Source organism: Vibrio glycogenivorans (genome assembly GCF_051660965.1).
GTDB lineage: Bacteria > Pseudomonadota > Gammaproteobacteria > Enterobacterales > Vibrionaceae > Vibrio.
The window spans coordinates 194,507-212,518 of record NZ_JBPVIS010000004.1 but is presented as its reverse complement, the minus strand read 5'-3'; the positions used below and the strand labels follow the sequence as shown (position 1 = coordinate 212,518).

Below are 18,012 nucleotides of genomic sequence, written 5' to 3'. Positions count from 1 at the left end.
TAGGGAAGTTGGGTATCAATATGTTACGTAGAATTCTGCTGTTGATGATGGTCTGTCTGTTAGCTGGGTGTGGCGCTCGGCTGCTGTACAGTAATGTCGATTGGTTTGTGGTGGACTACGTAGAGGATTACGTTGAGCTTGAGGGAGAGCAGAAAAGCTGGCTTAAACAGCGTGTCGAGCTCTTGACTCTGTGGCATCGCCACAACGAAATTCCCGATTATATCACCCACCTTGACTTGCTGATCGACCTCGATCTGAATACCTTTACGGCCGAGCAGTTGCAAGAGCAAGAGCAACAAATTCAGCACTTTGGTGAGCGGATCCTTAAAGAGCTTGAACCCCAGCTGGTCACCTTAGTCGGGCAACTTAGTGATCAGCAGGCGAGTGAATTTATGACCAACTTGCGCTCACGCCACAGCAAGTTTCAAAAAAAATACCAATCAATGGACGATGATGAACTGCGCGAAGTCTATGCCGAGCGCGTTACTGAAAATGTCGAGTATTGGTTTGGCTCTGTGACCCCTGAGCAGGAAAAGTTAATCCAACGCTGGGCAAGTGGGGTTGAGGTGACGGTGTCCGACTGGGCGGAGTATCAGACTCAACTGCGTATTGCGATCAAGCAAATGTTGGCCGAGCGACAAGATCCACAAGTGGTGTTGCCAATCTTACAACGCATCCTTTTTCAACCGAGAAGTTATTATTCTGCTGATTTAGAAAGAAAAGTCGCGCATAATCGGCAGGTGATGAGCCAGTATTTGGTTCCGATAGTCAATATGGCCACCGAGCGTCAGTCTCGACATTATCGAGAAGCGCTGATGGATTGGAGAGAGGTGGCCACTGATATTGCACAAAATTAATGGTAAATTTTCGAAAAAGGACGAGTTACTTTGGAATGGACGCTATTGTTTCTTGCTGGATTTGCAGGAGGCATCCTTAACAGTATTGCCGGTGGCGGCAGCTTTATCACTTTCCCCGCGTTGATGATGACAGGGGTCCCCCCTATCTATGCTAACGCAACTAACACCTATGCCTCATGCGCCGGCTACATCAGTGGCACTTGGGGGTTTCGCCAGGATATTGCCCAATCTCGTCGACAGTTGTTTCTGACCATCTTAGGCAGCTTGGTCGGTGGTGCACTTGGCGCGTATTTACTCCTCACCGTTGATGACAGCCAATTTCTCACTGCCATTCCTTGGCTACTCTTGTTTGCGACCTTGTTGTTTATCTTTGGTGCCAAGATCACTGAACTATTGCAGCGAGTTCAAGGCGATGGCGTGAAAAAGGCGGGTTGGGTGTCTTTAGTTATTGCCCTGTGCTTAATTGCGGTCTCGGCCTACGGCGGCTTTTTTAACGCGGGCTTGGGCGTGATTGTACTGAGCTATCTGGTGATTGCTGGCTTTACCGATATCAATCAGATGAACGGCCTCAAACTGCTTATCTCCTCGTGCGTATCACTGATTGCGATTGTGATTTTTGTCGCTGAGGGAGCAATAGATTGGCAGCGCGGCAGTGTCGTTATGTTGGGCACCTTACTCGGTGGCTATGCCGCCGCAAGAGTCTCACGCACCATTAAACAAAGCTATGTGAAGGCATTTGTTGCTGTATTTAGCCTGTCATTGACCGGTTACTTTTTCTACGATGTTTATCTCTAAACCTCGATCACGCTTTAATAAGTTTTGAGGTTTCTTTAGCTTATTCTGAGCCAGTTTATGTCATAGTCAAAGGGTACTAAGTAAGTGTTCACTAAGGTGCTGTTCACAACGCTACAAAGTACCCTTATTCACCAACCCAACGATCCACCTATGCCCCCTTTTCTCGGTCTTTTCCGCATATAGGAGGGGTTATGAATAAGAAACTCGGTCAAGTAATGACAAGCAGTCGCATGGTATCGTTTATCGCGTTCCTATTCGCGACGTTCGCCTGGATACTCAACCTCAAGGCGCTGTTTACCTTCTCACTGATCGCCTGCGTCGCCAGCGCCAGCCTTTATTGGAGCGAGCGACGGCTCGTCAGAGGCGAGAATCGAGAGTCGAGAAGCGAGAAAAAGCTCTAATCTCGTTTCTCTCGACTGACTTCGTCAGAGGCGAGAGTCGAGAGGCGAGAATCGAGAAAAAGCTCTAAACTCGACTCTCAATGCGAGGGGCTTACACTCAGCAAGGAGCCGTTTCTTTACCGAGGACGATCAACACGCGCCCCTCGCAGCGAAGCGATCTCGCCTCTCGCAACGCAGTGATCTCGCCTCTGCCCCCAAGGGCAAAAAAAATCCCCAGATTTGTTTCAATCTTGTTATGATGGTTTTATTCCTGCGTAAACAACAAAAGATAATAAAATGAACGCAATAGAGTTTAGCCAGGTCAGTAAGTGGTATGGTGATTTTCGAGCTTTGAACAATATTAACCTGTCTGTCGCCAAGGGGGAGATCCTCGTTGTGTGTGGGCCGTCTGGCTCGGGTAAGTCGACCTTGATCCGCACCGTTAATGGACTTGAATCGCTCTCTAGTGGGGAGATTCAGGTGCTGCCTTACCTGACGGGGAGCTTGGCAGGCAAGGTGGGCATGGTCTTTCAGCACTTCAACTTATTCCCCCATCTCACCGTGATGCAGAATCTTACTCTCGCGCCGATGCGCACACTCAAGCTTTCACAGGCACAGGCTGAACAGCGCGCGCTGGCATTTCTTGAGCGGGTCAATATCCAAGAGCAGGCGCATAAGTATCCCGTGCAATTGTCGGGTGGTCAGCAGCAGCGGGTAGCGATTGCTCGTTCGCTGTGTATGCAGCCAGAGGTGTTGCTGTTTGATGAGCCGACCTCCGCGCTGGATCCGGAAACCATCCAAGAAGTGCTCGACGTGATGGTCGATCTCGCTCAAGACGGCATTACCATGATGTGTGTCACCCATGAAATGGGCTTCGCGCGCAAAGTCGCGGATCGGGTGATTTTTATGGATGAGGGGCAAATTCTCGAGGTTGCACCACCAGAGCAGCTGTTTGCTGCGCCGAGCCATCCGCGCACCCAGCAATTTCTAAACCAAATCTTGAGCCATTGATGATGAGTCATGTTTTTGTGATGGGTAGAGTGCTAAAGCCGGTTATATCAGCACTATTGCAAATCGCGGTACTGGTGTTGGCGATGGTATGGGTGTTGGACTCCGGCGCTCAGGCTATGGGCTATCGATGGCAGTGGCAGCGCGTGCCAGATTTTATCGCTTTCTACGAGGATGGGCAGTGGTGGTCGGCCGAGTTACTTCAGGGCTTAATGGTAACGTTGAAATTGTCAGCGCTGAGTCTGTTGTTTACCGTTATCTTTGGTCTGACGACGGCACTGCTCAAGTTATCTAGTTCGGTTGTCGGGCGGGCAATAGCGACCAGTTACGTGGAGTTGATCCGCAATACACCGCTGTTAGTGCAGATTTACTTGCTGTATTTCGTCTTTGGTCCAGTGATAGGGCTCGATCGCTTCTCAACCGCTGTATTGGCGTTATCACTGTTTCAAGGGGCCTACACGGCAGAGATCTTGCGCGGTGGATTAAACAGCATTGATCGGGGGCAATTCGAGGCGGCAAGCAGCCTTGGCTTGTCGCGCTTTTATACCTATTTTGATGTGATCTTACCCCAACTGCTCCAGCGCACCTTACCACCAATGACCAACGAGGTGGTGTCTCTGATCAAAAATTCTTCAATCGTCAGTGTCATGGCGATCTTCGATCTGACTACTGAGGGGCGCAATATTGTTTCGGAAACGGCGATGCCATTTGAGATCTGGTTTACCGTCGCCGCGATCTACCTCGTGCTGACGCTATCGCTGTCGGGGCTGTCAGCTTGGCTAGAGCATCGATTAGGCGCGCAGTGGCGCCGTCAATAAACTTCTCATTAAGGAGATAATAATGATTCATAAAGGACTAGGTAATGGGCTCAGAGCGATGGGCAAAAAAGGCTTAACAATAATGCTGACTGCGGTGGTTGGTTTGAGCGCAAGCTTTGCCTCACTGGCAACAGAGACACCAAATTTGGATCAAATCAAGGAGCGTGGGACGCTTCGAGTCGGTATGTCGACCTTTGTGCCTTGGGCGATGCGTGATAAACAAGGTGAGTTGATTGGCTTTGAGATTGATGTTGCCAAGCGCCTGGCTGAGGATTCAGGTTGGCAGGTTGAGTTTGTCCCTACCGCATGGGATGGCATTATTCCAGCGCTGCTGGCCCAAAAGTTTGATGTGATCATCGGTGGTTTGTCAATCACAGAAGAACGTGCTAAGAGTGTGCTTTTCTCAGATCCTTACTCACACTCCGGTATTCAAGTCGCGGCAAGCAAGTCCCTAGCCGGTGATCTGACTGAGTTGAGTGATTACGACTCGCGTCAAATCAAGATCGCGGTTCGTCGCGGCGCTACGCCAGTGCAAGTAGCGCGTGAAACCTTCCCCAAGGCCCGCTTACTGCAATTTGATGATGAGGCACAGGCATTTCAAGAGGTCCTTAATGGTAATGCCCACGCTGTGATTGCCTCAAGCCCGAAACCTGAGCATGAAGCGGTCAAGCACGCCGATAAACTGTTTATCCCGTTTAGTGAGCGCCTAGCTATGGGCAACGAAGCGTTTGCTGTGCGCTTGGGTGAAGAGGACAAAGCGCAGTTCTTTAACCAATGGATTGCGGCGCGAACCGCCGATGGCTGGTTAAAGGAGCGTTATGAGTACTGGTTTGCGACTCTCGATTGGCAAGACCAAGTGGCTCCGGGTCAATAATCAATAGTTGGGTATAAAGATGGATACAAAGCGACGTGGATAAGCGGTCAATGTTGTCTGATCAGGGATCGTTGGCAAAACAGCTGTGGTTTACTCGGCTTAATCGCCTAGATGTGCTGCTACTTGCCTTACTAGCTTTAGGGGGCTTGTGGTTGGTTTATCGCTCATCAATCGGAGTGACCTACCATTGGCAGTGGAGCCGGGCGTTTGACTTGTTGTTCACTCGCCGCGCTGACGGCGGCTTACCCTATTTCTTTCAGGGACTGATTGCCACGCTGCGTCTGAGTCTGTGGGGGATGGTGTTGGCACTGGTGCTAGGCACTTTGCTTGGCGTCGCGCGCTTGTCTGCATTGGCCATTGTGCGTGTTCCGGCCAACCTGTTTGTTCAGTTGGTGCGTAACATTCCCCCTTTAGTGTTTGTATTCATCTTTTACTTCTTTATCTCCAACCAGTTGATCCCACTGCTGGGGCTCGAACAGGTACTCAGAGGCTACCGCGGTGAGCCCAATGCGTTGCAACTCACCCTGTTTGGCCCAGCGAACTTATGGGAAAACCTACTCTCGGGTGTATTGTGTGTTGGATTGTTATCGTCGGCCTATGTTGCAGAGGTGGTACGCTCAGGTCTGATGGCAGTGCCTAAAGGTCAATGGGAGGCAGCTGATTCACTCGGCCTGTCGACTTGGGTCAAATATCGTTTCATCATCGCTCCCCAAGTACTGGCAGCGATTACCCCAGCCTTGGCCGGGCAAGCCATCTCTCTCGTCAAAGACACCTCAATCGTGTCCCTGATCTCGATCCAAGAGATGACCTTCGTCGGCACCGAAATCGCCAATTCCTCAGGCATGATCTTCGAAATCTGGCTAGTGGTCGGCTTAGTCTATTTCTTAATTTGCTTTAGCCTATCCCTAGCCTTCCGCCACCTAGAACAGCGCAGCCTAAAACACTTGAATAAATAGGAACGAGGGTCGGGTTACACTGCGTTCCGAGGCTCGAGGAATCTACCGCGCGCGATAGACCCCTCGCACCTCGTAGGGCGAAGCCCGTACCCGCTCCTCGCCCCTAGAGTCTCGCCCCTGTGTTTTAGTGGTATTTTTTTTACGAGTCAGTAGAATCGTGCCACTTATTGGTAGTGCACAGATAGACAGCGACAAACATATGCCTAAAATTAATTTACATCGACAAGACCACGCCTCTGCGCTAGCTGATGAGATGGATACCGATATGCTAAAGGATAGGCTGGAGCCTCGCTTGGGAAGAGCAAAAAACCGTCTGACTCCAAGTCCTTACATTTCAGATAAAAACCTTAAGCGTCGTTGGGACAAAATCAACAATGCGCAATGGCAGTCGCTGCTACTTGATGATACGACTCGTGAGCAGGCGGATGTTTATAACAAAAACATTGAGTACTTTATTGGTACGGTCAAGATGCCCGTCGGCGTGGCCGGCCCTTTGCGGGTCAATGGCCTGTTTGCCCAAGATGACTACCTAATTCCTCTTGCAACAACGGAAGCGGCGCTGGTGGCCTCATATCACCGCGGATCGCAACTGCTAACGGCTGCGGGTGGTGTCAGCGCAATGTTGCTCAATGAAGGGGTAACCCGCACACCTGGCTTTGCCTTTTATAGCTTGGTCGAGGCCGGACAGTTTGTTGCTTGGGCAGTGACTCAGTACGGCGCCTTTAAGCAGATCGCCGAGGCAACCACATCGCACGGCAAACTCAAAGACATCAATGTCAATATTGAGGGTAACCACGTCTACTTGGTGTTCGAATACCTAACGGGCGATGCCTCGGGACAAAACATGGTAACCATCGCCACCAATGCGGTGTTCGAGTACATCATGGACAACTCACCCGTCTCTCCAGAATTTGCTTTTCTCGATGGCAACCTCTCTGGTGATAAGAAAGCCACCGCACAAACTCTGCGTAGCGTTCGCGGTAAGAAGGTCACGGCGGAGGCGCATATTCCGGCTGAGTTGGTTGAAAAATACCTGCACACCACACCAGAGCGTATGATGCAGTTTGCTCAGATGACCACGGTTGGCGGCACGCTCAGTGGCACCATCGGCATCAATGGTCACTATGCGAATGCTTTAGCTGCGTTATACATTGCCTGTGGTCAGGATGCGGCCTGTGTAGCGGAATCGGCTGTGGGCATGACGCGTCTTGAAGTGGATCGCGATGGTGGACTGTATGCCAGTGTCACCCTACCGAACATCATGGTTGGTACTGTGGGTGGTGGTACAGGCCTACCAACACAAAAAGCTTGTCTTGAGATGATGGGCCTGCACGGCAACGGAAAATCGCAAGCGTTGGCGGAAGTGGCGGCAGCCTTGTGTCTGGCGGGCGAGTTGTCGATTGTGGGCGCTTTTTGTGCGGGCCACTTCTCGCGCGCTCACCACAAACTCGCACGCTAAATGGGCATAGCCGTAACGCGCAGCCTGTGATGTCCTAACTAGCCCAGTAGCGCCTTATCGTATCAACCGCGATAGGGCGCAGATCACCAGGTTTCCTCTAGCGAAAGGCGTGCTTGCCGTGCCTGCATCAGTGAGCACTGCGTAGCCTGCATTAACTCCGCCAACGTCATGTTTGGCTGCTCTTGCAGCATGCGCTGCAGTTTATCCTCTAAGGGCTCAAGCTTGTCTTGATGTTGATTCAATATCGCTTGCACCTTGTTGATGAGAAAATCCACCTCCGTTTTCGCTTGGACCTGATATTGGCGAACAAAGGCATCAATCGCCATCGGGCTACCAACCAGTTGCCAGTTGCGTGAGCGGCGAACTCGCTTTAACTGGCAAGACTGTGCTTCACATAACTGTTTGGCGAGGTCAACTTTCTGCCGCTCAAGGCGGTGTAGCAGGGAAGGTAAAGGGACAGTGATTGGCTCGCAGGGCATAAGTGATAAACCGCATTAGGACGCAAGGGTTAAGCTTAAAAAAGCTCGAGCACACTTGCAACACTAGTTAGGCCCACTTCTGTCCGATACAAGCCTTTGTGTCAATTGAAGCAAGTGACTTATCAGCTAAGCGATGTTGTCATAGCGATAGCGCTGCTTAGGCTCTTGGGTGAAGTATTCGACCAGCTCCCACTCAAATCCGGCACTGTCCCAAAAGTACACACGTTTACGACTGATTTCATCGGCAATTTCACCATTCATTCGATAGCCGCGCTCGAGCAATCGCTCTTTGATTCCCTCTACGTCGGAGACGATCAGTGCCAGGTGATTTACCCCAATATCATAGTAAGGCCGGCGTTGATCCTTGGTGGTGTTTTTTGCGCTGGATTGGTGTAACTGTGGCTCTTGCAGGGCGAGATAGCTCTCGCTGTTGCCAACGTGGGCCCAGCGGTAACTGTCTTGTGGGCTGTTGTCAGCACGTACCTCGAAATCGGGGGCAACGATATCTAAGAATTCAATGGCGGCATCGATGCTCGGTACAGTGATATTGGCATGTTCTAGTTTTGTCATAGCGTGATCCTTATTGATCCTATCCCAGAAAGTGGTTTAACTTGTTACTACTGAGCGTAAAACCTAAACTTAACTTGAGGTCAAGAAGGAATTTGCACTATGTTATCAGTCGGCCAAGTGGCTAAGCGCGCAGACGTTGCTGTGTCTGCGGTGCACTTCTATGAGCGTAAGGGATTAATTGTCTCGACGCGCAACAGCGGCAACCAGCGTCAATACACCAGTGATGTGCTGCGGCGTATTGCGGTGATTAAGATCGCCCAACAAGTGGGCCTATCACTTGATGAAATCAAGCAAGCGATGGCGGTGCTGCCACTTGAGAAAGCGCCGAGTCAGGCGCAGTGGCAGCAGATGAGTCAGCAATGGCGCAGTGAGCTTGAAGCTCGGATTGAGAATATGCACAAGTTGCATCAACAACTCAGTCACTGTATTGGCTGTGGCTGTCTATCGATGAAAAGTTGTCATTTGTACAACCCTGATGATGAGCAGGGGCTAGAAAAAACGGGCCCCACTTTGTGGTAGCCCGTCTTTAAGTTTGCTCACGTTAGCCGCAACATTTCTTAAACTTCTTTCCGCTGCCACAGGGGCAGGGATCATTGCGACCAACCTTGGTTGAGGTGGCAGGGGTATGATTGTCAGTCTGTGGCTCTGGGTCTGGGAAGGTACCGTCAATGTAGTACCACAGGCCATTTTCGCGTACAAAGCGTGAGCGCTCCTCAAGGCAGAACTCTTCACCCTCTTGCTCAAGGTAGGCCTTAAAGGTGACAAAGCCCTCATTGGCATTGTTGCCAGGCTCGCGAGCGACCACCTCGAGATTGACCCAGTTGCTGTGTACCGATTCAGCGATCGCCTCGCGGTCGTCTTGGGCATGACAGCTTGGGTGATAGGTGTTGATGACAAAATCAACCAGATCAAGCACATGAGCACAGTAGCGGGCACGCATGAGTTGCTCAGGGAGTTGGGCGGCGCTGTGCTGTTGGTGGACAAGCTGACAGCAGTTTTGGTAAGGCTTACCACTTTTACATGGGCATGGTTTCATTATGTTGTTCCGGTCGGTGCCGAGGCTAAGAGCTCATTGGTCCAACTGACTGATTGGTCGTAGCAGTGACTTAGGGCCTCGTCTGACAAGCCAAGCTTCAAAGCAAGGCGGTTGAGGCTCGGCCAGTTTGCGCGCTCATAGCTGATGGTGGTTCTTAATATTCGCGCCAGTATGCCACTCCCTTCGGTAAGCGCAAGTTTAACTTCATCATCAACCGGAATGGTCTCGAGCAAATCTTGCATCGGTTGGTCGAGCAGGCTATCAAGCAGCGAGAACATACCGGTCAGAAACGCTGCGCTGGGATCTGCATGGGTTCGATTGGCCAGCAGCTCACAAAAGCGTGCCCGTTGAACCGACAGCCGATAGAGGTAGTCTGGTTTAGTATCGCGTGTTGAAGCGATCGCGACTAGGGCAACAAACTTTCTCAAGCGTTCTTCACCAAGGTAAACCAGTGCTTGGTGGAAAGACTTGATCCGCACACTGACCAAAAAAGACGAGTTAACGTAGGTCAGTAGCTTATACGACAATGAGACATCCTGAGCGAAGATGGCTTCTACGGCTTTGTAGTCAATGTGGCTTTGTGATAATGCTTTACACAGCTGAACAACGGCAATAAACGATGGCTCAAGCGCTTTGCGCTGGATCATCTCTGGCTTGCTAAAAAAGTAGCCCTGGAAATAATCAAATCCAGCTTGGTGGGCAAGCTCAAATTCCTCATGGGTCTCGACTTTTTCCGCCAGAAAGCGGATATTGGACTCGGAGTATCGGTCAATATAAATACGTGCCTTGTCGATAGACATCGACTGTATATCAAACTTAATGATCGCAATATAAGGTAGAAAGGCTCGCCATGCTTTGCTCGGCACAAAGTCATCGAGAGCGATGATATAACCTTCGGCCGCGAGCTCTCGCACTGCACTGAGCAACTCAGGTGTGGGCGGGCAGTCCTCAAGGATCTCGATCACCAGATTTTTTCGTGGAAACAGAGTCGGCACGCGATTAATCAGGCTTTGATAGGGAAAATTAACAAAGCCAAAGCTATCGCCCAGCGAGCTGTAATGGGTGGACAAAAAGTGGTCAGATAGTAAGCGACTGGTCGCCAGCTCAGGGTCAACCTCAGGAAAGGTGTTATTGGGCCCGTCACGAAAAAGCAGTTCGTAACCAATGGTGTGTTTTGACCGATCTAAGATTGGTTGCCTGGCGATATAAGAGTACTTCAAGAGTCAGCTTAGGTTATTTGTCGATGCCTATACTATACTCGAATCAATTATTTTGTTTAGTTACAAATACTTAAATTGATCACATTTTCTTACGTTATCGATGTTAAAACTGTCTAATGACAGGGTTTGTTGATCGATTCGTAGTATATAACCCAGTTCCCCCCAGTCACCGATTACCACACGACGCGCTTGTTTATCGCCTAATTCAAAGCGGTGGATAGCCGGTCTGTGGGTGTGGCCATGGATCATCAGGGTGACATCGTGCTGGGTCATTACGCGCTCGACCTCACTTTGCGTCACATCCATGATTTCAAGCGATTTGGTTTGCTTATCGTGTTTGATGTCGCCCTTGATCTTGGCGACGATCCGCTCACGCAGCGCGAACGGCAGGTGATTGAACAGCCACTGTAACCACGGCTGATGTACTTTACGTCGATAATTCAGGTAGGCCTGATCTTGAGTACATAGGGTATCACCGTGCAGCACCACAGCGCGCTGGCCATAAAGCTCAATAACGGCCTCATCGTCAAGCAGCGTTACCCCAGTCTCTTTGGCAAAGCGCTTGCCAACCAGAAAGTCGCGATTGCCCTTGGTGAAAAAACACGGTACACCGGCTTGGGTTAGCGTTTGGAAGGCTTCAATAATCGAGCGAGCAAACGGCGAAGGGTCATCGTCTCCGGTCCAAAAATCGAACAAGTCGCCAAGCACATAAACGGCATCGGCTTGTGGCGCTTCTTCTTCTAATAAACGAAAGAAAGCTTGGTTGAGCTCAGGAACCTTTGGAGAGAGGTGAAGATCGGAGATAAACAGTGTGGTCATAGTCGATACGTCAATAGATGGGGCGGCGTTGCCACCCCAGTCTTTTAATTATTCTTCAATAATTATTCTTCAATAGTTGTGCCGGTGATCACAACGTCTTCAAGAGGAACATCTTGGTGCATGCCGTAAGAGCCTGTGCTCACGCCTTTGATCTTGTTGACGACATCCATGCCTTCAACCACTTCGCCAAATACACAGTAGCCCCAGCCATCTAGGCTTTCGCTACGGAAATCTAGGAAGGTGTTGTCGTTAACGTTGATAAAGAACTGCGAGCTTGCTGAGTGCGGCTCCATAGTACGTGCCATCGCTAGCGTGCCGACTTTGTTGCTCAGGCCGTTGTTTGCTTCGTTCTTGATTGGCTCGCGAGAAGTCTTCTCACGCAGACCAGATTCCATGCCGCCGCCTTGGACCATGAAACCGTCGATAACACGGTGGAATAGAGTGTTGTCGTAGAAACCATCACGACAGTACTGAAGGAAGTTGGCGCTAGTGATTGGCGCTTTCTCTTCGTTTAGTTGGATTTTGATGTCACCAAAATTAGTGTGAAGGGTGATCATGATGATGTCCTTTAGTCATGTATGTGTTTTAAGAGTAGCGATTCTATCGTAACTACCTTGATAATCCTATGTGAAAAAGTCCACTTTGGCACAAAATCCTAACGCTTCTGCTGCGATTTTAGGCGATAGAGGATTACTTAACCACGGCCGAGTTGCTATACTAGCGACCAGTTTTTTCACACACCAATATTAGATAGCGATCATGTTAAAAATATACAATTCCCTTACACGCCAGAAAGAGCAATTCAAGCCAATCGAAGCCGGCAAGGTCGGCATGTATGTGTGTGGGGTAACCATTTACGATCTCTGTCATATTGGTCACGGTCGTACCTTCGTGTCATTTGACGTTGTATCGCGTTACCTGCGCTACCTTGGCTACGACTTGAACTTCGTACGTAACATCACAGACATCGATGACAAGATCATCAAACGTGCCGCTGAAAACGGCGAGTCATGTGAAGCGCTAACCGAGCGTTTGATCGCAGAGATGCACGCGGACTTTGATGCGCTGAACATGGCACGTCCAAATGTTGAGCCACGTGCAACTGATTACATCCAAGAGATCATTGATCTGGTTGAAAAGCTCATTGAGCGCGGTTTTGCTTATGTGGCGGACAATGGCGATGTGATGTTTGAGGTGAGCAAGTACGATGAGTACGGCAAGCTTTCTAAGCAAGACCTTGACCAGCTACAAGCCGGCGCACGTGTTAGCGTTGAAGTGACTAAGCGTAGCCCACTGGACTTTGTATTGTGGAAGATGTCTAAACCAGGTGAGCCAACATGGGAATCGCCATGGGGTCCAGGTCGTCCGGGTTGGCATATTGAGTGTTCTGCGATGAACTCATCGATTCTGGGCAACCACTTTGATATCCACGGCGGTGGCTCTGATCTGCAGTTCCCTCACCACGAGAACGAGATTGCTCAATCGTGCTGTGCACACGGCACCCAGTATGTGAATACTTGGATGCACAGCGGCATGGTGATGGTGGATCGTGAGAAGATGTCCAAATCACTGGGTAACTTCTTCACCATTCGTGACGTACTGGGTCACTATGATGCAGAAACTGTGCGCTACTTCCTGATGTCAGGTCACTACCGCAGCCAGCTAAACTACAGTGAAGACAACCTAAACCAAGCTCGCGCCTCTCTAGAGCGTCTGTACACGTCACTGCGTGGCCTTGATACTTCGGTTGAGGCAAGCGGTGGTGAAGAGTACGTGACTCGCTTTGAAGCGGCAATGAATGATGACTTCAATACGCCTGAAGCCTACTCAGTGCTGTTTGATCTTGCGCGTGAAATCAACCGCGTGAAAGCAGAAGACCAGGCGGCAGCCAACGCGCTGGGCGCGATGATGGTCAAGCTTGCTGACGTGATTGGTATTTTGTACCAAGATCCAGAGGCCTTCTTGAAAGGTGATGCTGGCAGTGATGATGAAGTGGCTGAGATTGAGGCGCTGATCAAATTGCGTAACGATTCACGTGCAGCTAAAGACTGGGCGAACGCGGATATGGCGCGCGACAAGCTGACCGAGATGGGCATCGTGCTTGAAGACGGTGCAGAAGGCACGACTTGGCGTCGTAAGTAATTGGCGTCGTAAGTCATCAAGATAAAAAAGGGCTGAGATTCAGCCCTTTTTCTTAATCAGTCAAAATCAATTTCAAGTTTCAAAAGGTAAGTCTCTGTGGCTCAGATGTATTTTTATTACTCGGCAATGAATGCGGGTAAGTCCACCACACTTCTTCAATCCTCGTTTAACTACCAAGAGCGTGGCATGAATCCACTGATCTATACCGCGGCGTTAGACGACCGTTATGGTGTGGGTAAAGTGAGCTCACGTATTGGCTTGCAGGCGGATGCGCAGCTGTTTGGTGAGGCCACCGATCTGTTTGCTGAGATCACGGAGTTAAATAACGCCGAGCCGCGTCACTGCATCTTGATCGATGAGTGTCAGTTTTTGAGTAAAGATCAGGTGTACCAGCTGACGGAAGTGGTGGATAAACTCAATATCCCAGTGCTGTGTTATGGCTTGCGCACCGATTTTATGGGTGAGCTATTTGAGGGCAGCCGACACTTGCTCGCGTGGGCTGACAAGCTGATTGAACTGAAGACGGTGTGTCACTGTGGGCGTAAAGCGAACATGGTGATCCGCATGGATGAGCACGGCAACCCAATTAAGCACGGTGATCAGGTCGCGATTGGCGGTAATGACCGCTATGTCTCTGTGTGTCGTCAGCACTATAAACAGATGCTCGACAAGTAATTCGTTAGTCAATTTGCAATAAAAAACGGAGCCTGAGGCTCCGTTTTTTATTGCAAGGTAATCAAAGATTAACGAGCACGGAAGACGATGCGACCTTTAGATAGATCGTATGGAGTCATCTCTACAGTTACTTTGTCACCAGTAAGAATACGGATGTAGTTCTTACGCATTTTACCTGAGATGTGTGCTGTCACTACGTGGCCATTTTCTAGCTCAACACGGAACATAGTGTTTGGAAGAGTGTCAAGGACAGTGCCTTGCATCTCGATTACGTCTTCTTTAGCCATTTAATCCTCTTTTGTAAATGGTGTGTTTTGCACCCTCAAGCATGGGCACAAAAGCAGAATAAATAAAGTTGAGGCGTATTCTACCCTTGCCAACGACGATTTACTAGCCTTTGATGGCGCTGAAAGCGGACTTTATAGTTCATTGCCGGGCATTCATCGATTTGATAGCCAAGATAAAGCCAGGGTTTGCGTCGTTGACGGCAAAACTCAATCTGTTTTAAAACCGCCAGCGTGCCGAGCGAGAGTGGGTGATCGGGGTCGAAAAAAGTGTAAAACGCGCTGCCACACTGGGGCATTAGGTCTGTGACTGCGACGGCCACTAGGCGATCGTGCTCGTACACGTGCAAAAACTTGGGTTTAAGCCACTTGCAGTGGGAGAACTTGAAAAAGTCCTCTTTTTTCGGTGGGTACATGGTCCCATCACGGTGACGGGCCTCAATATAGCGACTGTAGAGATCAAACCAGTTGTCATCGAGCTCAGCGCGCATAATGGCGCGCAGATGTGAGGCTTTTTTTAATAAGCGCTTTTGACTTTGCGAGGGTTTGAAATCACCCACCGAGATGCGGATCGCTTCACAGGCTTTGCAATTGGCACAGTGGGGCTTATAGATCACCTCACCGCTGCGACGAAAGCCATTGGCGAGCAGCAGTTGGTAGCCTTCTGGTGAGTGGTTAGGCTCATCCAGTGCAACTGCCATGCGCTCTTTAAGCCCAGGCAAGTAAGCGCAGTTGTGCGGCGCAGTTAGGCCAATTCTAATGTGATACAAGTCTGAATTCATTTCGTCCTACAGCAAAGTAACATCTGCAATATTAACATCTAGAAAAAAAGCATCCGCTAGCAAACCCATTCTTTCAAGCTAGTCGATCAATCGAGACTGATCCATTGCGCTGCAAAGCATTGCTTATCGGTAGTCTCGGCTTGTAGTTTCTCAAGTTGGGCGATAAATGCTTCACGCGACAGCTCCAAGGCTCCGAGAGACTCAAGGTGTGGGTTCATGACTTGGCAGTCGATCAGCTCGCCCCCGTAACGTGCGAAGTGCTGACAAAAGTACCACAGAGCAATCTTAGACGCATTGGTTTGCAAGTTAAACATCGACTCGCCACAAAATAGCCGGCCAATAGATAAGCCATACAACCCGCCAACCAAACGCTCTTGATGCCACACCTCAACCGAGTGACAGTGACCAAGGCTTGCAAGGGCCTTATAGGCCGCTTGCATCTCCGGGTGTATCCAAGTCTCATCGAAGCTGCGGGTGGAGGCGCATAGGCTGATAACCTGCTCGGTCGCGCGATTAATCGAGATCTGATAGCCATGCTTACGCTGAAACTTCTTGACGCTTTTTGAGGGCTTGAAAGTTTTTGGTGCAAACACTGCTCGCGGAGCAGGGCTCCACCACAATAGTGGCTCTCCTGGGCCATACCAAGGGAATATACCGCTTTGGTAGGCTCTGAGTAGGCGCTGCGGAGAGAGATCCCCCCCAAAGGCGAGCAAGCCGTTCGGATCGTCTAACGCATCAAACGGGGAGGGGAACTCATGTGAATCTGGCGCAAGTTCAGTTAAATAGAAGCTCATATCAAGGTCGGCTAGGCTAACGATGGCACGATAGTATTAAGTTTTGCCCGAAATGCCAACTTAACCAGTCGTCAGCTTGAGTTTACGCGACAATTTCTTGATTGATAGCGAGGTTCGGCGCTGGAGTTATCCAGGCTTTTTGGGTAGTCTGCATCAACCAACAATGAATACTCACTGCTGCCCTCCCTTATCCAGCAGTAGACCTAAGGGAATAATTAGTTAATGGAAAGCTTGACCTTAAATCCGATCCAACGCGTCAATGGCGTTGTAAACCTTCCTGGCTCGAAAAGTGTTTCTAACCGTGCGTTGCTGCTTGCCGCACTGGCAAAGGGCACCACACGTTTAACCAACCTACTTGACAGTGATGATATTCGTCACATGCTCAATGCGCTGACTAAACTCGGTGTGACTTATCGTTTGTCGCAAGACAAAACGGTGTGTGAAGTCGATGGGCTAGGGCGTCCATTTGAAGCCAGTGAAGCACAAGAGCTGTTTTTGGGTAATGCTGGTACAGCGATGCGTCCACTCGCGGCGGCATTGTGTCTTGGTCAGGGTGAGTACATCTTGACGGGTGAGCCACGCATGAAAGAGCGTCCGATCGGTCATTTGGTCGATGCATTGCGTGAAGCGGGTGCTGAGATTGAGTATCTTGAAAATACCGATTATCCGCCATTGAAGATTTCAGCCACTGGGCTTAAAGCGGGCAGCGTGTCAATTGATGGCTCGATTTCAAGTCAGTTCTTAACCGCTTTCTTGATGGCTGCGCCATTGGCTGAGGGTGAGGTGACAATTAATATCGTTGGCGAATTGGTGTCCAAACCCTACATCGATATCACCTTGCATATCATGAAGCAGTTCGGTGTTGAGGTGGTCAATAATGACTACCAGCAGTTTGTTATTCCGACAGGTCAGCACTACGTGGCACCGGGTGACTTCTTAGTCGAAGGTGATGCTTCTTCAGCCTCTTACTTCCTCGCGGCTGCAGCAATCAAGGGTGGCGAAATCAAGGTCACTGGTATTGGCAAAAACAGCATTCAAGGTGATATCCAGTTTGCGGATGCACTCGAGAAAATGGGCGCAGAGATTGAGTGGGGCGACGACTACGTGATTTCGCGTGTCGGTGAGCTTAACGCGATCGATATGGACTACAACCATATCCCAGATGCGGCGATGACGATCGCCACAACCGCCTTGTTTGCCAAGGGAACCACGGCGATCCGTAACGTCTACAACTGGCGAGTCAAAGAGACCGATCGCCTTGCTGCGATGGCGACGGAATTGCGTAAAGTTGGTGCAGAAGTTGAAGAGGGTGAAGACTACCTGCTAGTCACGCCAACCGCCGAGCTTAAGCACGCTGCGATTGATACTTATGATGATCACCGCATTGCGATGTGTTTCTCGCTGGTGGCACTGAGCGATACCCCGGTCACCATCAATGACCCGGGCTGTACCTCGAAGACATTCCCTGACTATTTTGACAAGCTAGCACAGCTGAGCTGCTAGTCATTCAGGTGATAAAAAAGGAGGGCAAAGCGTCCCTCCTTTTTGCTTTGTGTGGTTATTTTTCAAGCGTGAATTCTTTTGATAGATGGTGCGCTAAGTATTTGAACATATTAAACACAGCAGTGGTATTTGGGGTAGGAAGCCCCTTGTCATCTAGGAAGTATTCGCCCTTGAAAATTAGGACACCCTCTTTTTCTTCGACGGTGTCAGCGCGCATACCTTCGATGTAGTCATCGTGTTCTTGGATAACTTGGTTGGCAATCAAGAGTAGGTCGAATTGCGAGATAACTTTCTTATCACTCATGTGTTGGGGTTCCCTAAAGTAATTGATGGCGGCAAGTTTAGAAAAATCTGTCGTGGGACTCAACCGATTTGATGAGCTTACTGGGCTATAAACGACACGTGAGTGAAATTAGTTAAAAAATATCAACTACGCAGATGAAAATGCTACGTATATAAAGAGGGAATCCCTCACGTGGTACAGCTGCAGAGGATTGCCGAAATGTCCAGCAGTCGGAAGTTTTTTTGCAAAAAGATATTGATCTTCTGAAAATCTCGCTC

General features: G+C 49.8%; 22 protein-coding genes. 12 read left to right on the top strand and 10 right to left on the bottom strand.

Annotated elements, in window-relative coordinates:
- Positions 1–20: 20 nt before the first annotated feature.
- The 8 genes from ACSTTG_RS11700 (at position 21) to ACSTTG_RS11665 (ending at position 7,147) form a co-directional block, all read left to right on the top strand.
- Positions 21–857 (top strand): DUF6279 family lipoprotein, encoded by an 837-nt coding sequence (locus ACSTTG_RS11700; protein WP_438474935.1) that lies wholly within the window; start codon positions 21–23, stop codon positions 855–857.
- Positions 858–887: 30 nt separating this feature from the next.
- The gene (locus ACSTTG_RS11695; protein ID WP_438456952.1) at positions 888–1,652 is read left to right on the top strand and encodes a sulfite exporter TauE/SafE family protein; all 765 of its coding nucleotides are present in this window, start codon (positions 888–890) and stop codon (positions 1,650–1,652) included.
- A 191-nt stretch (positions 1,653–1,843) separates the two neighbouring features.
- Positions 1,844–2,053, top strand: coding sequence for a hypothetical protein (locus tag ACSTTG_RS11690; RefSeq protein ID WP_438456953.1), 210 nt, complete (start codon positions 1,844–1,846; stop codon positions 2,051–2,053).
- A 276-nt stretch (positions 2,054–2,329) separates the two neighbouring features.
- Complete coding sequence (locus ACSTTG_RS11685; RefSeq protein ID WP_438474934.1) at positions 2,330–3,043, top strand: amino acid ABC transporter ATP-binding protein; 714 nt, start codon at positions 2,330–2,332, stop codon at positions 3,041–3,043.
- A 17-nt stretch (positions 3,044–3,060) separates the two neighbouring features.
- Positions 3,061–3,858, top strand: coding sequence for an amino acid ABC transporter permease (locus ACSTTG_RS11680; protein WP_438457587.1), 798 nt, complete (start codon positions 3,061–3,063; stop codon positions 3,856–3,858).
- Between the two features lie 82 nt (positions 3,859–3,940).
- Entirely contained in the window at positions 3,941–4,732 is a 792-nt protein-coding gene (locus ACSTTG_RS11675; RefSeq protein WP_438475028.1) for a transporter substrate-binding domain-containing protein, read from the top strand.
- A 50-nt stretch (positions 4,733–4,782) separates the two neighbouring features.
- Complete coding sequence (locus ACSTTG_RS11670; RefSeq protein ID WP_438475027.1) at positions 4,783–5,688, top strand: amino acid ABC transporter permease; 906 nt, start codon at positions 4,783–4,785, stop codon at positions 5,686–5,688.
- 253 nt (positions 5,689–5,941) lie between these two features.
- A complete protein-coding gene (locus tag ACSTTG_RS11665; protein ID WP_438457589.1) occupies positions 5,942–7,147 on the top strand; it encodes a hydroxymethylglutaryl-CoA reductase in 1,206 nt (401 codons plus the stop codon).
- Positions 7,148–7,230: 83 nt separating this feature from the next.
- Here the strand turns inward: ACSTTG_RS11665 and ACSTTG_RS11660 are convergent, their stop codons facing one another.
- The gene (locus ACSTTG_RS11660) at positions 7,231–7,626 is read right to left on the bottom strand and encodes a ribosome recycling factor family protein (RefSeq protein WP_438456956.1); all 396 of its coding nucleotides are present in this window, start codon (positions 7,624–7,626) and stop codon (positions 7,231–7,233) included.
- A 126-nt stretch (positions 7,627–7,752) separates the two neighbouring features.
- Positions 7,753–8,196 carry a VOC family protein gene (locus tag ACSTTG_RS11655; RefSeq protein ID WP_438456957.1) on the bottom strand — a complete coding sequence of 148 codons (444 nt, stop codon included), beginning with the start codon at positions 8,194–8,196 and terminating at the stop codon, positions 7,753–7,755.
- Positions 8,197–8,295: 99 nt separating this feature from the next.
- On the opposite strand from ACSTTG_RS11655, the gene soxR reads away from it, so the two are divergent.
- Positions 8,296–8,715, top strand: coding sequence for a redox-sensitive transcriptional activator SoxR (soxR, locus tag ACSTTG_RS11650; RefSeq protein ID WP_438456958.1), 420 nt, complete (start codon positions 8,296–8,298; stop codon positions 8,713–8,715).
- Positions 8,716–8,737: 22 nt separating this feature from the next.
- Here the strand turns inward: soxR and ACSTTG_RS11645 are convergent, their stop codons facing one another.
- From ACSTTG_RS11645 to ACSTTG_RS11630, 4 genes are all read right to left on the bottom strand, one after another.
- Complete coding sequence (locus ACSTTG_RS11645; protein ID WP_438457590.1) at positions 8,738–9,235, bottom strand: YchJ family metal-binding protein; 498 nt, start codon at positions 9,233–9,235, stop codon at positions 8,738–8,740.
- Complete coding sequence (locus ACSTTG_RS11640; protein ID WP_438474933.1) at positions 9,232–10,452, bottom strand: EAL and HDOD domain-containing protein; 1,221 nt, start codon at positions 10,450–10,452, stop codon at positions 9,232–9,234. Before ACSTTG_RS11640 ends, ACSTTG_RS11645 begins: the two co-directional genes overlap by 4 nt.
- Positions 10,453–10,512: 60 nt before the next feature.
- A complete protein-coding gene (gene lpxH, locus ACSTTG_RS11635; protein ID WP_438474932.1) occupies positions 10,513–11,271 on the bottom strand; it encodes a UDP-2,3-diacylglucosamine diphosphatase in 759 nt (252 codons plus the stop codon).
- A gap of 62 nt (positions 11,272–11,333) precedes the next feature.
- A complete protein-coding gene (locus ACSTTG_RS11630) occupies positions 11,334–11,828 on the bottom strand; it encodes a peptidylprolyl isomerase (protein ID WP_438456961.1) in 495 nt (164 codons plus the stop codon).
- A gap of 202 nt (positions 11,829–12,030) precedes the next feature.
- Here ACSTTG_RS11630 and cysS point away from each other — a divergent pair, with 202 nt between their 5' ends.
- Together cysS and ACSTTG_RS11620 are read left to right on the top strand one after the other, a co-directional pair.
- Positions 12,031–13,413, top strand: coding sequence for a cysteine--tRNA ligase (cysS, locus tag ACSTTG_RS11625; protein WP_438474931.1), 1,383 nt, complete (start codon positions 12,031–12,033; stop codon positions 13,411–13,413).
- A 96-nt stretch (positions 13,414–13,509) separates the two neighbouring features.
- The gene (locus tag ACSTTG_RS11620) at positions 13,510–14,088 is read left to right on the top strand and encodes a thymidine kinase (RefSeq protein WP_438474930.1); all 579 of its coding nucleotides are present in this window, start codon (positions 13,510–13,512) and stop codon (positions 14,086–14,088) included.
- Between the two features lie 68 nt (positions 14,089–14,156).
- Here ACSTTG_RS11620 and infA read toward each other — a convergent pair whose 3' ends face one another.
- The 3 genes from infA to aat all read right to left on the bottom strand — a co-directional run bounded on the left by infA (position 14,157) and on the right by aat (position 15,948).
- Positions 14,157–14,375 (bottom strand): translation initiation factor IF-1, encoded by a 219-nt coding sequence (infA, locus tag ACSTTG_RS11615; RefSeq protein WP_001040192.1) that lies wholly within the window; start codon positions 14,373–14,375, stop codon positions 14,157–14,159.
- Positions 14,376–14,455: 80 nt separating this feature from the next.
- Positions 14,456–15,154, bottom strand: coding sequence for an arginyltransferase (locus ACSTTG_RS11610; protein ID WP_438474929.1), 699 nt, complete (start codon positions 15,152–15,154; stop codon positions 14,456–14,458).
- 86 nt (positions 15,155–15,240) lie between these two features.
- Entirely contained in the window at positions 15,241–15,948 is a 708-nt protein-coding gene (aat, locus tag ACSTTG_RS11605; protein WP_438474928.1) for a leucyl/phenylalanyl-tRNA--protein transferase, read from the bottom strand.
- Between the two features lie 222 nt (positions 15,949–16,170).
- Between aat and aroA the strand changes: the two genes are divergently transcribed.
- Positions 16,171–17,451, top strand: coding sequence for a 3-phosphoshikimate 1-carboxyvinyltransferase (aroA, locus tag ACSTTG_RS11600; RefSeq protein WP_438456966.1), 1,281 nt, complete (start codon positions 16,171–16,173; stop codon positions 17,449–17,451).
- A 55-nt stretch (positions 17,452–17,506) separates the two neighbouring features.
- On the opposite strand, the gene ACSTTG_RS11595 is transcribed toward aroA, so the two are convergent.
- Positions 17,507–17,755 carry a YciN family protein gene (locus ACSTTG_RS11595; protein ID WP_438456967.1) on the bottom strand — a complete coding sequence of 83 codons (249 nt, stop codon included), beginning with the start codon at positions 17,753–17,755 and terminating at the stop codon, positions 17,507–17,509.
- Positions 17,756–18,012 lie beyond the last annotated feature (257 nt).